Genomic DNA, 12045 nt, shown 5'->3' with positions numbered 1-12045 from the left:
GCCCTGACCACGGCGTCTTCGGCCGTAGTATCAGAATAACACCCGTTTCAAAAACATCCCGCCTAGTCTGCTGCGCTAACCATCACAGCAAGGGAGGATGTAGGATGGCGAAGATTCTCATGATCACTGGCGATTTCACTGAGGACTATGAAACCATGGTTCCGTTCCAGACGCTTCTGGCCTGCGGCCACAGCGTCGATGCTGTTTGCCCCGGCAAGCAGGCGGGCGATAAAGTGAAAACAGCGATCCACGACTTCGAGGGAGATCAGACCTATTCGGAAAAGCCCGGCCACAATTTCGCTTTGAATGCCGATTTCGCCGCTGCCGACCCGGCGAGCTACGATGCACTGGTCGTTCCGGGCGGCCGCGCCCCCGAATATCTGCGCATGAATCCGGACGTGCTTGCCAAGGTGAAGCACTTTTTCGAGGAGGGTAAGCCAGTCGCCGCGATCTGCCACGGTGCGCAGCTGCTTGCGGCGGCAGGCGTTCTCAAGGGCCGCACTTGCTCGGCCTATCCGGCCTGCGCTTATGAAGTGACGGCATCGGGCGGGACATTCGCCGACATCGCGGTGACAGAGGCCGTCACCGATGGCAATCTGGTGACCGCGCCGGCATGGCCTGCGCATCCGGCATGGCTCAAGCAGTTTCTGGCAATCCTGTAAGGGCAGTCTGAAGCTCCCGGCATGACCATACGGATATAGTAGGCCTCGGCCGGTTCGAAGACCATCTGGACTGCTCCGACGTTCATGGGAAGGGAGACCTTACGATGTGCGAACTCTTCATCAAGGCTGATGCCAGCCAGTGGGAAAGCCGCACCCACAGTCTGCGCATCGACGGGGTCGCCACCTCGATCCGGATCGAGAACCATTTCTGGGATACGCTCAGCGAAATCGGCTTGCGCGACGGCATGACTGTCGCGCAGCTTATAACGAGGCTCTGGCACGAGGCGATGGACGCCGATCACGATCTCGGCAACTTCACCTCGTTCCTGAGGGTATGCTGTGCCCGCTACCATGCGCTCATTGCCGCCGGTGAGATTTCGGCTGATCTCAATATTCCGATCGCTGGCCACGCGGCGCGGGAAATTCTCGCCCGGGAAGCACAGCGGCGTAGTGCGGTGATCAACTGATGAGGAGATGGTGGCTTCGCTTTCGCATCAGCCGGTCTGGTGGTCGCCGAAAGCGTTGCAGTCCATCGCAATGTTACTGGCTAGAAGATTAGGCCGGCTCAGCGCGCCGATCGTTGGAACAAGAACTGCATGATTGGCGCCACCGTTTCGAGTGGGCGCGTAGATGCAGGCCTTCAGCACTGCCGTGGTCTCGATATCCTGCGCTGGCGGGAGCGCCGGCAGATCGTTGAAAGCGCGGTCGGGTCGAAACGCCATGCGGGAACAGCCGTTTTCAGGAACTTGATACGAGACTCCAGAAGCCGGTCTTGCGGCCGTGATCGCGCCTTAGGCTCGCAACATAGGCCTCGTGCGATCCAATGGCCTCGAAGTCATCAACTTGCATCGCCAGCGACCGGCATTCCGCCAGATGCCGGGCTGCATGCTTGTAGCGGCTGGCTCTTGCGCTCTCCAGCGTGAAATCGACCATGGCCCGCAAGACTATGGTTGCGGCGAGCGGATGTTTTTCCGAAAGCACCTCTGCTGCTGGCGTCAGCAGTTCGTAATGGTCGCCGTCGAGCTCGAGGCGGCGCTTTATCAAGAGCTTGGCGGCCTCCGCCGGCGACGGCCATCGCAGGAAGAAATACAGGGCCCGGTGGACATCCGGAAAGCCTTGCGCATAGGCGAAGGCCTTCTCTTCCGCCTCCAGATCGTCGAAGTCAGGCAGGCGTCTGACATAGGCGCGCAGATGTCCGTCGCTCAGCGATTGTTCAAAACACTGCCACCGGTATGCCTGGGCCTCGTCTTCCCGTTCCAGCGCCTCGAGCGCTTCGACGCGGGCAAGCTGCCAGTCGAAGGGAACGTCGTTATGGCCCTCGGCGTCGACCTTGTCGAGCGCCGCCAACGCCTCCTCCGCGCGGCCGGCCGAGATCAACCGGTTGGCGATTTCGGCTGCGACCATCGGAGCGGCCCGGGTCTTTTCCGGCTGCAGGGCGATATAAGCATCGACATCGCCTTGGGCATCGGCAATTTCCTGTAGCCCGTGGCTGATGGTGCGATCTTTGTGGCGGCCAAAGACCTCGTCCTCGTAGATCTCGCCCCGGCTGCTCCAGCCGACGATCTTGCGGCCTGTCCTGGCGGGCTTCTCCTTCGGCTCTTTCGACCAGGCGATAAACAGCGCCTTCAAGCTCTCCAGCCCGGCGTTGCCGAGCGCCGGTGCCATGGCGGTAATCAAGCTATCGAATTGTCCATAGCCGTTGTCCTGCACAGCCTTGAAGGCTTTCTCGGCAAGGAGGTCATGGTCCACATTTGCCGTCTTGGCCAGGACGCCTGCGTCATTGCATGCCTGGTGAAAGCTCTGGATCAGCGTGCCGCTGCCATCGTCGGACCGGGCGAAGATCGATTCCGCCAGGGCGAGAAACTGCCAGACGAGGTCAAATGCTTCGGCGGGATCGTCCTTGGCAACGGTCTCGACGATCATCTTGCGCTGGGTTTCGAGATCGAGCTTCGTCGCCTTCAGCTTTCGCCAATCGATGAATGTCCGGGCGCGGGCGATGCTGGAAAGCCGTTTGCGGACCTGGCGGGCGATCTCGGCACTCGAATGGTTGCCGGCGAGTTCAAGGCGCAGGCGGCGTTTATGCGCGGCATTGCCGGTGGAGATTTCGATGAGAAGCTCGGCCAGGCGTTGTGCGCCGAGCGCTTCGAGGTTCTTTGCATTGAGCGTCGTTTTCGTTGCCATCGGTGTCCCGGAGTTCCGCTGCCGTGTTGACGTCGCTTTGAACCATCTATGCCGGCGACTGGCAATCTGTACGTCAGACAGGAACGGACGATAGGAGAACGCGAACGCCTCTCGTTCACATTTTCTCTGGTCCGCAACGGCGCGAGATCGTGCTATCAATCTCGTGAGATCAAATCGGGAACGCGCGCAGATGCTGAAAACGGATACTCGACAAGCTCACTGGCGTCGTTCCAATCCAGCCAAGTACGACGCTCACCTTGCTGTGCAGCGGGCGGTCAAGGCCGGTGAACTGCAAAAGCAAAGCTGTGAGGTCTGCGGCGCCATATCGGTAGATGCCCATCACGACCGATATGACGAGCCCCTGTGCGTACGTTGGTTATGCCGACGGCATCACACCAGGCTCCATCACTATGGTGAAGACATGTTTCCGATAAGGCGCTCTCGATAGAGTGCACTTACATAAAAGCATGTTTGCGCTGCCCTACTAATGCAGCGCCTCAATACCCCGCCGCCGGATGACGTTCAGCAAGGCGAGCGCCGGCCCCTTGGCCTGCGCTTCACCGCGCTCGAGCTGCGACACATAGCCGGGCGTTACATTGAGATAGCGGCCAAACGCAGCTTGGCTAAGATGTGCTCGCTCGCGCACGGCCCGCACCTCTGCGCCCGTCATCGGCGTTTCGGTTGGCAAGACTTTCTCTCCAAGGTGCCGTGCCGTGATCTTCTCATAGGTCGCCTCGTCCATGATCCCGAGGCGGCGCTGTGCGCCCGCCATTTCCGCTATCTCTCGGGAAAGGCGGCTAGGCTTCGTTGTCGTCATGCTCGATCTCCTTCAAATCTCCGTCCTCAATGGCTTGCCCGACCAGCTCGGCCGGCGCTGCAAGCCAGTTCGCTCCGATCGTGCGCAGGGCCGCTAGCTCGTCATCGTCAATGTTGTCGCGGTCGCTCTTGGCGAACGCATACAGAAACACCGCGCGTCCGGCCGCCCGATAGGCGACGATCATCCGATACCCGCCGGAACGCCCCTGACCAGGCCGCGCCACGGCTGCTTGATGAGGCCGCCGCCAAGATCGGCATCGATAGTGCCGCGCTCGGCCCGCTCGATAGCCTCGCTCAAGCTGGCGTCGGCAATGCGTTGCCGGCGGGCGAACCGCATAACGCCTCTGGTCAAGAAAATCCGCACGGAACCTCCCTGTAGCACCATAAACTATAGTGCATACTATTATAGTTTATGGTGCCTATTGGCGCGTCGGTAGCCCCGGGCAGGCCCGCTCTCATCCTCTAGGGCCGCAGGGATGGCCGAGCGCGGATGATTACATGCTTACCTGCAATCATGTTTGCCTGCTCCGAAAGGAAGCTAAACAGGCAGGCGACTTCCTGGGCGGCGCGTCCCTGCGGTTCCATCTCTTGCGGCGTCTGCCCTAACCTCGGCAACCGGCTTATTCTCCTGGCTGATGAGCTGGCGAGCGTGTGCGATCTGCTCGGCCGACAGGGTAGGGGAGGGGCCGAACCGCACGCCCCGCGCCTTCGCCGCGATCCGGCCGGCGCTCGTGCGCTCCACGATCAAGCTGCGCTCGAAATCCGCAATGCCGGCAAACACGGTCAACACCATGCGGCCGGCCGGCGTGGGGGCGTTGGCGATCTCGACGATCCTGGTGGCCATGAATTTGCTGTTCGTTGTCCGTTTCTGCGTACGCCGGCCTATGAGACGTGCGCGTTTGAAATTCGCGCGTTAAGGCCCTATGGGGGCAGTTGCTGCATTGATAGCGTAATGCTATTATGCAATCAACGCAATCAAGATTGGAAATGAAAAGCAATGCCGTCCATCACAATCCGAAACGTTCCGGAGGAGGTGCATCGCGCGATCCGAGTACGAGCGGCCATGCACGGCCGCAGCGCCGAGGCCGAAATCCGCAGCATTCTGGAACAGGCTGCCAAGCCCGAAGGGCGCTTGAAGCTCGGTTCGCTGCTGAACTCCATCGCCCGCGAAGCCGGCGGCCTAACCGATGTCGAGTGGGAGCGCTTCAACCAGCTTCGCGACAAAGCACCGGCCGAGCCGATGAGCTTTGAATGATCGTTCTCGATACAAACGTGATTTCCGAGCTCTGGAAGATCGAGCCAGATCCCAATGTTCTGGCCTGGATCGACGCGCAGACGGTTGAAACCCTCTATCTTTCGGCGACTACCGTGGCTGAGATTCGCTTCGGCCTGGCGACAATGCCGGAAGGCAAGCGACGCATGATCTACCAGGATCGTTTGGAACGGGAGGTTTTGCCAGCTTTCGCAGGTCGTGTTCTGTCCTTCGATCTAGATGCTTCGCGAGCCTATGCCGAGTTGATGGCACGTGCGAGGGAGGCTGGTAAAGCCATTGGCAAGGCGGATGGCTACATTGCCGCCATAGCCCGCGCACGCGGCCTGATGGTTGCCACACGCGATACCAGCCCATTCGCGTCCGCCGGACTGAATGTCATAAACCCTTGGGATATCACGCAATAAAGGTGATCGGTGGCGGTTGGTGCGCAAATGCCGCTCTGGAATGCTCTATCCAGAACCCGGTAGAAGTCCGCAGTGTCATTTAGCACCGCGACATTGCCACGATCTGTTGATTGCCAACGAACAAGCGGCAAAAGGCGGCGTGAGTAGCTTTCCAATACGGCTCGATAGACATCTATGCGGTCCAGGATGACTGACGAGACCGGAAAGACGAGACCGGGGGGGGAGAACCCGCGCTCGGCGAGAACATGATGGATCAGATAGCGGTGCAGCCGGCCGTTTCCGTCCTCGAAAGGGTGGATGTAGACGAAGCCGAAGGCGAGAGCCGCGGCGGCGAGAACGGGATCGAGATGCTGTGCCGCACTGAGGTCGAAGGAAGCCAGGCCATCTATCAGCGCGGGCAGATCTTCGTGTCGGGCGCTGATATGATCGGGGATCGGTGCCCCTGACAGTCGATCATGCTCGCCGATGAAGTCACCCTCGACACGCAGGCCGAGATGGACGAAGCGCGCGTCGCCGATGACGATGCGCTGCAACCGCTCCAGTTCGCCGCGGTCTATCGGCCGGCGGCCGGCCTCTCCGATCGCCTTGCCCCAGCGCTGGATGCGATCTTGCGGGGGGTCTTCTCCCTCGATCTGGAAACTCGAGCGCGAATCCCTGAGCAGTAGGAATGCTGCGGTGCGTGCAAGCAGGTCCGCCGGCACTTCGGCGATCAACTGCCGCGCTTCGTCGCCAAGCCGGCGCGCAACGAATGCGTCGAGCGAGGGCGTGCGGAAGATCATCGGGCAGAAGGCCGGTGTCCCGGGCAAATTGTTCCTCACCCGATGTCTTGTCGAATTCGTTCCACCCACCGCGAACTGCCGCGCGGGATCGACGACAAGGGCATAGGTGCCCTGTGCAGCGTCGGGCAGATCGAGCCGTGTATCGAGCAGCCATTCGTAGAGAAACCACAGCCGTCGCGCATAGCCGCCAGTAGGCGCCGCGCGCACCATGTCGGCGATCGGTTCAGGACCTGTCTCCCTGAACAAGGCTCTCAGGACGGCAAGGTCCAGCCCTTCATAGCGCAACGCGAAGGTAAGATGTCCCGCAAGGTCACTGTCCGGCTGGTGGCGTGGGGTGTAAATGTTCCAACTCTCGGCCTGATACACTTTATGGCGTGGGCCGATCGCTGACAGGGTGATTGGCACAGGTACGGGTAGTTCAAAGGCATCGATGAGGGCCGCATAGCCGACAGGGATGGCGGCTTCCGGCATCCAGCGGCCGTGAAAAATGCTGACCGCGCCTGAAAACGGCTTTCTTTGTCCATGTTCCATGAATCCTGATATCCGCTTATGAAAATTAGTTCCGGAACGACGCTCTCATGAGAATGTCTATGAGGACGCCGCGTCAGGAAAGAAAGAGGACCGGCCCGGTCTCGCAGCTTGCCTGAAGGCGTTGCGTCGTGGTGATACGCTCGTAGTCTGGAAGCTCGACCGCCTCGGCCGTGATCTCCGCCACCTCGTCAATCTGGTCGACGATCTGACCCAACGGCATATCGGCCTCAAGGTCCTGGCCGGCGAAGGCGCGTCGATCGACACATCGACCGCCAATGGCCGGCTGGTATTTGACATTTTCGCCGCATTGGCCGAATTCGAGCGGCCGTTGCTCATCGAGCGTACGAAGGCAGGATTGGCTGCCGCCCGCGCTCGGGGACGGAGCGGCGGCGCGCCCTTCAAGATGACGCCGGCGAAATTGAGACTTGCCCAAGCGGCGATGGGAAAGCCGGAAACGAAGGTAGCGGATCTCTGTACGGAACTCAGCATCTCGCGGCAGACCCTATATCGTTTTGTCGATCCAAAAGGAGAGCTGCGTGCTGATGGCACGAAACTGCCGGACCGCCGTAAGCGCGGAGGCTGACTGAGTTTGCAAGATGAAGATTCAAATTGCTCTGGCGGAAAACCGCGACCTGAAACCATGGATGATGCTGGCTACGCAGGTAGTTCCGTTATTCGGACCCATGCCTGATTTTGAAGCAGTTCTTGAACGGAAGATCAGACAGGAACAGGCTTTTTGCGCGCGGACCACCAACCAGGGCTCAGTCTTCATCGGTGGGGTGCTGATTGGTGGTACTGGAAATGAACACTGGATACGGTGGCTGGCAGTTTTGTCCGAGCATCGACGGCTCAGCGTTGGCAGAAGATTAGTGGAAACGGCAATTGCCGCGATCCCTGCCAATTCCACGATTTACGTTGATACTTTTGCAGAAGGAAGCCCCGGAGCCTATGCTGCAAACCGCCTTTACCGTGACTGCGGCTTTGAAGCAGCCGAGCTTTGGAAGACTGGAACCGTGATCCGCCAAAGGTATGTGCTGCGCCGTCCCGCCACATAAGCCTCAGCCTACCGTATATCTGTGCCCCTTTAATGTTCAGGGGCCAAGTTGCCTTGACCTCAGGCGCGCTTCTTTACGCTTTGTGCTTAGTGCGGCGCGTAGGTAACCGCTTCAGCATCCGGTCATCTCCGTCGACACTATCGGCCGCGTAGTACGCATTTTTACGCTCATACATTAGCGCATCCGCTCGCCTGATAACGGCTTCGACCGTTTCGCCAGGCATACTCGTAGCGGTTCCGAATGATATACGCAGCGGAGCGCTTGAGTAGAACTGGTTGTTGATTTTGAGCAACTCGTTGATCGTCTCTGCCATGGCAGAGGCGGCCTTTGTATCTACGCCAGGCATTAGGACGGCAAATTCGTCGCCGCCGATGCGGCAGGCGTGATTGGGCTGCGAAACTGCGCCATTCAATATTTCTCCGAACCGGCGTAGCAAATCATCACCCGCATCATGGCCGAGCTGGTCATTGGCTTCCTTCAGGCCATTCAAGTCAAATATGATGGCAGAGACGGGTCGAAGTGACTTTCGCTCCAGCCGATTGATCTCCTCCGCGTAAAAGGCCCGATTGTAGAGCTTGGTGAGCACATCGTGCTTACCGAGATATTCGAGATAGGCCTCCGCCTTCTTGCGCGCCGTGATGTCGGTGAGTGCCACCTGCACGCGAGACCAGTCGAGTTCATGCCCCGGATACACGGAGAAGTGCAGCAAGAGATGGCGCACGGTACCGTCGAGTGCGTAGTTCACGACTTCTCGATGATGATGGAGGTTTCCATTCCATAGTTCCATAAGCTGCTCGCGGAACGGCTTTTCCATGTCGTCGCGGAAAACCTCGTTCAGACGATGCAGCAACTCGTTCTGCTCGGTCGCGCAAAACAGGTCGAGCGTTGCACGATTCAGATCGATGACGCGGATCTCGCTCATACATTGGCGCACAAACTCGGGATGAACATCTATAAAGGTGCGGAAATCACTGATACCCCGGTCCCTGACGCCCTCAATCAACTCCTTGATCCGACTGAAATCCTCGATCCACAAGGAGACCGGAGAGTATTTGAAGATGCCCTCGGCATGGCCTCTCTGCAGGGCTTCGGCTCGCCGTGCGTCTTCGCGCGCTGTAATGTCCTCAGTCGTCAAAAGCAGCTTGCCGAGCGATGTTTCGTAGCCGGGCATGACGGCCCCGCGAAGCTGGATGTCGAGACGTCGGCCTGAGATCGTGTAGTTCGACGTGGTGCTCTCGAACACGAGCTCACCATCGAAAAGCTTGGCGAGTTCGATCACGTGCGTTTCAAGCATGTCGCCACGAAAGATGGTCGAGAGGCTGGCACGCAGGTGGTCAATGTCGTCGGCCTCGAAGAGCTCCAGCGTCTTTCTGTTCACGGAGAGCACCTTGATGCGACCGGAGCACTGCGCGACGCGATCCTGGTCCTCGCGAAGGAATGCGCGGACGTCCGTCACGCCCAGTGCGCGCCAGTCGTCAAACAAGGCTTTTACATCGCTGAAATCCTCGATCCACATCGCCGTGGGTGCGAGATTGAAAATATCGGAATCGACGGTGTCAGACATGTGGCGCTCATGGCTCGGAAAATGTATCGCCGCTAAGGCGTGGTTTCTATTTATCAGCAATAGGTAAACTGAGGTTGAAACGTCTGTGTTACCTGCAGCCTTCTATCCTTGAACATTGAAGCGGCAAACGACGCCCGTGAGGACGATCGCAACGATACTGTCGGCTACGGCATTGCCGGCCAGCGTAAGCGGAATTCGCGACCCGCAAGAGGTCCAGGCGTTCGCGCGCCGCATGGCCGCTAAAGGCGCCTCGCCGCCTGCGAGCACATTGTCGGCGATGCCCTCGAAACACTTTCCCCTATGCGCAGACTGGAAAACGACCGATGATAGATAGAACCCCAAAGCAGATCGCGGAAAACTTACGAAAACGGTCGGAATTCCTTATGTTAGAGGCTCTATGAACAAGAACCTTGTGTTAATCCTGACGACGGTGAACGCACCCTACAGCAATCAGCTGGACGGCGCGATGCTGGCTCATTGCCTTTCGGATATTGAGCTTGCCAAGGTATTTTCTGGCCAGGTCAGTTCTTTCTTCGGCGAGGTGCCGCTCGATCAGCAGACCGAGTTTGCTGCGGAGTTCGGTATTGCAGTCGATGATCTGAAGAGGCTTGCTTCCGATTTCTCGGCGTGGTCCGGCGAGAGCTATCATCTTGCCGCCTGATGGTTGAGGCACACAACCAGCGACCGTCGGAGTGGCGACGGCTCTTTGCCATCGCTTGTGATCTGTTGGATCAAGTCAGGGACCAAACCGGCGGCTACCCGTTTCAGTGGTCCTTTGGCGGTGGCACCGCGATGATGATCCGGATTGGTCATCGGGAAAGCCACGACATCGATATTCTCCTGGATGACAGCCAGATCTGGGGATTTCTCGACCCCGCAAAGCCGACCTGCGCTTCAGGGAGATTCCTGCATCCTACGGCGGAGACGGTGCGCGGTTTCAGAAATTCGCCTTTGAGGAGATTGGCGAGATCGATTTCATCGCTCGGGTGTTGACGACGCGCGCCACCTCCTGGTCGTTGAGCCGGTCCGGCCCGACATTCTTGCCTTGTCCAGTCACGCTGCGGAAGAGGGGTCCCTTGGCGATCTTCGCGAACCGGATCCATGTCTCGAGTGCCGCGACGGGGCAGGTGACGTCGGCTGAGCCCCGGCCGATCTCCACCTCGCGCCAACCGGTCTTACCGCGCAGGGTGACGAGGGCGCCCTTGTCGAGGATCTCGATCCAGCCGTGGCCGTCCTCTGTCTGGTCACGGCCGAAGTCGAGGCAAGTGATCTCGGAACGGCGCAAGGCTCCGGCAAAACCGACGAGCAGCATGGCGCGATCGCGCAGACCGCGTAGCGCACCGGTCGACAGTTTCCAGCGTGGCGATCAGGTCTTCTGGCAGGATCGCTTCCTTCTGCCGGGGCGGGGCTGCGTGTTTGTTGCGGATGCCGGCCATCACCGTCGCGATGGCGCGGTCCTTTCGATCCAGTGACATGCCGCGCTGCGTGCAGTTCCAGCCAATAGCGGCCAAGCGGCGCTCGATGGTCGAGACGGTGTTCTGTCTGCCAGCGCGCTCCGCCGTCCCGGAAGCGCAGGCCGTGATATAGAGCCCGACGACCTGTGGATCCGGTGGAACGGGAGAAAGGTTCTGACGCCGGCACCAGGCAGAAAAGTGCTTCCAATCTGACGCATAGGCCTTGCGGGTTTTGGCCGAGTTGGCGGCCTCTACATAGCCGCGCGCGCGATCGGTGAGGTCCTGCAGGTGGGCCGGCAGTGTGGGGGAGGGGACTTGTATCAAGGCGTGCATCGAAGCGTTGCCAGCGGTTCGCTTCTCGTCGGTGTTCATGGTCATGCCGCCCTGATGTCGGTCTGTGAGAAGTCGTTACCCTTGTAGAGCAAAGGCTCGCCCGTCAGGAAGGCGAGAGCGTAGGAGAAGCAATCTCCGTAGTTCAGCCCTGCCGGGTGCCGACCCTTGCCGTAGCGCCGCCAGGCGCGGCGCGCCTGGTCAGCATCGCCGGTGGATACGGGGACGATCTCGGCGCCGATTTTGTGAAGCCATAGATCCAGTTCGCTGCCGCCAGCCTCGCCAAGCCGCGTTTCAAGCACCATCGCCGCTTCGAGCACGGTAGCTGCAGAAATTAGGCGTACAGGGTCGTCAGCGATGCGTTCTTCGAAGGACGGGGCCTCTGGTTCGTCCAGTGCGATCGCCACGATAGCCGAGGTATCGATGACCATCAGTTGGGCAGCCCGTTCTCGTCGTAGCCAATAATCTCGTCGGCGCTGCGCGTATCCAGCACGGGCAAGCTGCTCCAGCGCCGCCTGCTGGCGGCGAGATCCTCCAGCAAGGCAGCCTTGCGCACACTGGATCCGAGCCGCCGCAAACGTTCTTCGAGTGCGGTCCGCGTCGCAATGGTGATGCTTTCGCCAGTACGCTCCGCGAGTGTGCGGGCCAGACGTTCGGTTTCCGGATCTTTTATACTGAGGGCCATCTTCAAAGGTTCCTAGTGATCTATATTCTACCTATATAGCCGGTTAGGTACCGAATTGCACGCGACGCTGAGCGGCAAAATGTTTCCAGGCGGGGCGTAGCCCTCTCGTGTGTTGGCTGAGCCGGCGACCTCCACGTAATCGCAGGAGCGTGCGGTGATATCCGGCAGAAGGGTCGGCAGGGCAGGGGATTGCGTGTCTGGACGCTGAAAAACCGCAACATCGTCCGAAACCGCCGTGCCGGGAGACGGCGCAGACTGTGCCGAAGGAGATTTTCGCTGCTCTGCTCGACGATAGCGGCCATTTCCCCGGT

16 protein-coding genes and 3 pseudogenes are annotated in these 12045 nt (G+C 59.7%); 9 read left to right on the top strand and 10 right to left on the bottom strand.

Going from position 1 to position 12045, the window contains the following annotated elements; all coding sequences use genetic code 11:
• Positions 1 to 104 precede the first annotated feature (104 nt).
• Both AB3G45_RS28485 and AB3G45_RS28480 read left to right on the top strand, forming a co-directional pair.
• Positions 105 to 662 carry a DJ-1/PfpI family protein gene (locus AB3G45_RS28485; protein ID WP_367833891.1) on the top strand — a complete coding sequence of 186 codons (558 nt, stop codon included), beginning with the start codon at positions 105 to 107 and terminating at the stop codon, positions 660 to 662.
• Positions 663 to 766: 104 nt separating this feature from the next.
• Positions 767 to 1129 carry a ribbon-helix-helix domain-containing protein gene (locus AB3G45_RS28480; protein ID WP_367833890.1) on the top strand — a complete coding sequence of 121 codons (363 nt, stop codon included), beginning with the start codon at positions 767 to 769 and terminating at the stop codon, positions 1127 to 1129.
• Positions 1130 to 1156: 27 nt separating this feature from the next.
• Here the strand turns inward: AB3G45_RS28480 and AB3G45_RS28475 are convergent, their stop codons facing one another.
• Together AB3G45_RS28475 and AB3G45_RS28470 are read right to left on the bottom strand one after the other, a co-directional pair.
• Positions 1157 to 1384 carry a hypothetical protein gene (locus tag AB3G45_RS28475; protein WP_367833889.1) on the bottom strand — a complete coding sequence of 76 codons (228 nt, stop codon included), beginning with the start codon at positions 1382 to 1384 and terminating at the stop codon, positions 1157 to 1159.
• A gap of 16 nt (positions 1385 to 1400) precedes the next feature.
• Complete coding sequence (locus AB3G45_RS28470) at positions 1401 to 2843, bottom strand: DUF6880 family protein (protein ID WP_367833888.1); 1443 nt, start codon at positions 2841 to 2843, stop codon at positions 1401 to 1403.
• 190 nt (positions 2844 to 3033) lie between these two features.
• Here AB3G45_RS28470 and AB3G45_RS28465 point away from each other — a divergent pair, with 190 nt between their 5' ends.
• Positions 3034 to 3291 carry a hypothetical protein gene (locus AB3G45_RS28465; protein WP_367833887.1) on the top strand — a complete coding sequence of 86 codons (258 nt, stop codon included), beginning with the start codon at positions 3034 to 3036 and terminating at the stop codon, positions 3289 to 3291.
• Between the two features lie 36 nt (positions 3292 to 3327).
• Here the strand turns inward: AB3G45_RS28465 and AB3G45_RS28460 are convergent, their stop codons facing one another.
• The 3 genes and pseudogenes from AB3G45_RS28460 to AB3G45_RS28450 all read right to left on the bottom strand — a co-directional run bounded on the left by AB3G45_RS28460 (position 3328) and on the right by AB3G45_RS28450 (position 4503).
• Positions 3328 to 3660, bottom strand: a complete 333-nt coding sequence (locus AB3G45_RS28460) for a helix-turn-helix domain-containing protein (RefSeq protein WP_367833886.1) — start codon at positions 3658 to 3660, stop codon at positions 3328 to 3330.
• Positions 3641 to 3996: pseudogene (locus AB3G45_RS28455) on the bottom strand (type II toxin-antitoxin system RelE/ParE family toxin). The gene AB3G45_RS28460 and the pseudogene AB3G45_RS28455 overlap by 20 nt, the downstream one beginning before the upstream one ends.
• Positions 3997 to 4197: 201 nt before the next feature.
• On the bottom strand, positions 4198 to 4503 hold the full coding sequence (locus AB3G45_RS28450) for a recombinase family protein (RefSeq protein ID WP_367833885.1): 306 nt from the start codon (positions 4501 to 4503) through the stop codon (positions 4198 to 4200).
• 153 nt (positions 4504 to 4656) lie between these two features.
• On the opposite strand from AB3G45_RS28450, the gene AB3G45_RS28445 reads away from it, so the two are divergent.
• Together AB3G45_RS28445 and AB3G45_RS28440 are read left to right on the top strand one after the other, a co-directional pair.
• On the top strand, positions 4657 to 4914 hold the full coding sequence (locus tag AB3G45_RS28445; protein WP_367833884.1) for an Arc family DNA-binding protein: 258 nt from the start codon (positions 4657 to 4659) through the stop codon (positions 4912 to 4914).
• Positions 4911 to 5336, top strand: a complete 426-nt coding sequence (locus tag AB3G45_RS28440; RefSeq protein WP_367833883.1) for a type II toxin-antitoxin system VapC family toxin — start codon at positions 4911 to 4913, stop codon at positions 5334 to 5336. Before AB3G45_RS28445 ends, AB3G45_RS28440 begins: the two co-directional genes overlap by 4 nt.
• On the opposite strand, the gene AB3G45_RS28435 is transcribed toward AB3G45_RS28440, so the two are convergent.
• Positions 5225 to 6646: a Fic family protein gene (locus tag AB3G45_RS28435; RefSeq protein ID WP_367833882.1), complete on the bottom strand. Its 1422-nt coding sequence runs from the start codon at positions 6644 to 6646 to the stop codon at positions 5225 to 5227. The two genes, AB3G45_RS28440 and AB3G45_RS28435, sit on opposite strands and share 112 nt — an antisense overlap.
• Positions 6647 to 6698: 52 nt before the next feature.
• On the opposite strand from AB3G45_RS28435, the pseudogene AB3G45_RS28430 reads away from it, so the two are divergent.
• Together AB3G45_RS28430 and AB3G45_RS28425 are read left to right on the top strand one after the other, a co-directional pair.
• Positions 6699 to 7229, top strand: a pseudogene (locus AB3G45_RS28430) (recombinase family protein); the annotation flags it as partial.
• A 13-nt stretch (positions 7230 to 7242) separates the two neighbouring features.
• Entirely contained in the window at positions 7243 to 7701 is a 459-nt protein-coding gene (locus AB3G45_RS28425) for a GNAT family N-acetyltransferase (RefSeq protein WP_367833881.1), read from the top strand.
• A 73-nt stretch (positions 7702 to 7774) separates the two neighbouring features.
• Here the strand turns inward: AB3G45_RS28425 and AB3G45_RS28420 are convergent, their stop codons facing one another.
• Entirely contained in the window at positions 7775 to 9265 is a 1491-nt protein-coding gene (locus AB3G45_RS28420; RefSeq protein WP_367833880.1) for a diguanylate cyclase, read from the bottom strand.
• Between the two features lie 397 nt (positions 9266 to 9662).
• Between AB3G45_RS28420 and AB3G45_RS28415 the strand changes: the two genes are divergently transcribed.
• Complete coding sequence (locus AB3G45_RS28415) at positions 9663 to 9926, top strand: hypothetical protein (protein WP_367833879.1); 264 nt, start codon at positions 9663 to 9665, stop codon at positions 9924 to 9926.
• Entirely contained in the window at positions 9926 to 10258 is a 333-nt protein-coding gene (locus tag AB3G45_RS28410; RefSeq protein WP_367833878.1) for a nucleotidyl transferase AbiEii/AbiGii toxin family protein, read from the top strand. The genes AB3G45_RS28415 and AB3G45_RS28410 overlap by 1 nt, the downstream gene beginning before the upstream one ends.
• Here AB3G45_RS28410 and AB3G45_RS28405 read toward each other — a convergent pair.
• The 3 genes and pseudogenes from AB3G45_RS28405 to AB3G45_RS28395 form a co-directional block, all read right to left on the bottom strand.
• Positions 10257 to 11052 (bottom strand): annotated as a pseudogene (locus AB3G45_RS28405) (integrase); the annotation flags it as partial. The gene AB3G45_RS28410 and the pseudogene AB3G45_RS28405 sit on opposite strands and share 2 nt — an antisense overlap.
• A 41-nt stretch (positions 11053 to 11093) precedes the next feature.
• Entirely contained in the window at positions 11094 to 11480 is a 387-nt protein-coding gene (locus tag AB3G45_RS28400; RefSeq protein WP_367833877.1) for a type II toxin-antitoxin system VapC family toxin, read from the bottom strand.
• The gene (locus AB3G45_RS28395) at positions 11480 to 11734 is read right to left on the bottom strand and encodes a type II toxin-antitoxin system VapB family antitoxin (RefSeq protein WP_367833876.1); all 255 of its coding nucleotides are present in this window, start codon (positions 11732 to 11734) and stop codon (positions 11480 to 11482) included. The genes AB3G45_RS28400 and AB3G45_RS28395 overlap by 1 nt, the downstream gene beginning before the upstream one ends.
• Between the last annotated feature and the right edge of the window lie 311 nt (positions 11735 to 12045).

The organism is Shinella sp. S4-D37, from assembly GCF_040812195.1.
Lineage (GTDB): Bacteria > Pseudomonadota > Alphaproteobacteria > Rhizobiales > Rhizobiaceae > Shinella.
Note: the sequence above shows the minus strand (reverse complement) of the source record. Positions and strands in the feature narration are given on the sequence as shown.

Excerpts from the sequence above, each read along its gene's own strand:
- AB3G45_RS28485 (WP_367833891.1), top strand. The coding sequence starts at position 105 with ATGGCGAAGATTCTCATGATCACTGGCGATTTCACTGAGGACTATGAA.
- AB3G45_RS28480 (WP_367833890.1), top strand. The coding sequence starts at position 767 with ATGTGCGAACTCTTCATCAAGGCTGATGCCAGCCAGTGGGAAAGCCGC.
- AB3G45_RS28475 (WP_367833889.1), bottom strand. The coding sequence starts at position 1,384 with ATGGCGTTTCGACCCGACCGCGCTTTCAACGATCTGCCGGCGCTCCCG.
- AB3G45_RS28470 (WP_367833888.1), bottom strand. The coding sequence starts at position 2,843 with ATGGCAACGAAAACGACGCTCAATGCAAAGAACCTCGAAGCGCTCGGC.
- AB3G45_RS28465 (WP_367833887.1), top strand. The coding sequence starts at position 3,034 with ATGCTGAAAACGGATACTCGACAAGCTCACTGGCGTCGTTCCAATCCA.
- AB3G45_RS28460 (WP_367833886.1), bottom strand. The coding sequence starts at position 3,660 with ATGACGACAACGAAGCCTAGCCGCCTTTCCCGAGAGATAGCGGAAATG.
- AB3G45_RS28450 (WP_367833885.1), bottom strand. The coding sequence starts at position 4,503 with ATGGCCACCAGGATCGTCGAGATCGCCAACGCCCCCACGCCGGCCGGC.
- AB3G45_RS28445 (WP_367833884.1), top strand. The coding sequence starts at position 4,657 with ATGCCGTCCATCACAATCCGAAACGTTCCGGAGGAGGTGCATCGCGCG.
- AB3G45_RS28440 (WP_367833883.1), top strand. The coding sequence starts at position 4,911 with ATGATCGTTCTCGATACAAACGTGATTTCCGAGCTCTGGAAGATCGAG.
- AB3G45_RS28435 (WP_367833882.1), bottom strand. The coding sequence starts at position 6,646 with ATGGAACATGGACAAAGAAAGCCGTTTTCAGGCGCGGTCAGCATTTTT.
- AB3G45_RS28425 (WP_367833881.1), top strand. The coding sequence starts at position 7,243 with ATGAAGATTCAAATTGCTCTGGCGGAAAACCGCGACCTGAAACCATGG.
- AB3G45_RS28420 (WP_367833880.1), bottom strand. The coding sequence starts at position 9,265 with ATGTCTGACACCGTCGATTCCGATATTTTCAATCTCGCACCCACGGCG.
- AB3G45_RS28415 (WP_367833879.1), top strand. The coding sequence starts at position 9,663 with ATGAACAAGAACCTTGTGTTAATCCTGACGACGGTGAACGCACCCTAC.
- AB3G45_RS28410 (WP_367833878.1), top strand. The coding sequence starts at position 9,926 with ATGGTTGAGGCACACAACCAGCGACCGTCGGAGTGGCGACGGCTCTTT.
- AB3G45_RS28400 (WP_367833877.1), bottom strand. The coding sequence starts at position 11,480 with ATGGTCATCGATACCTCGGCTATCGTGGCGATCGCACTGGACGAACCA.
- AB3G45_RS28395 (WP_367833876.1), bottom strand. The coding sequence starts at position 11,734 with ATGGCCCTCAGTATAAAAGATCCGGAAACCGAACGTCTGGCCCGCACA.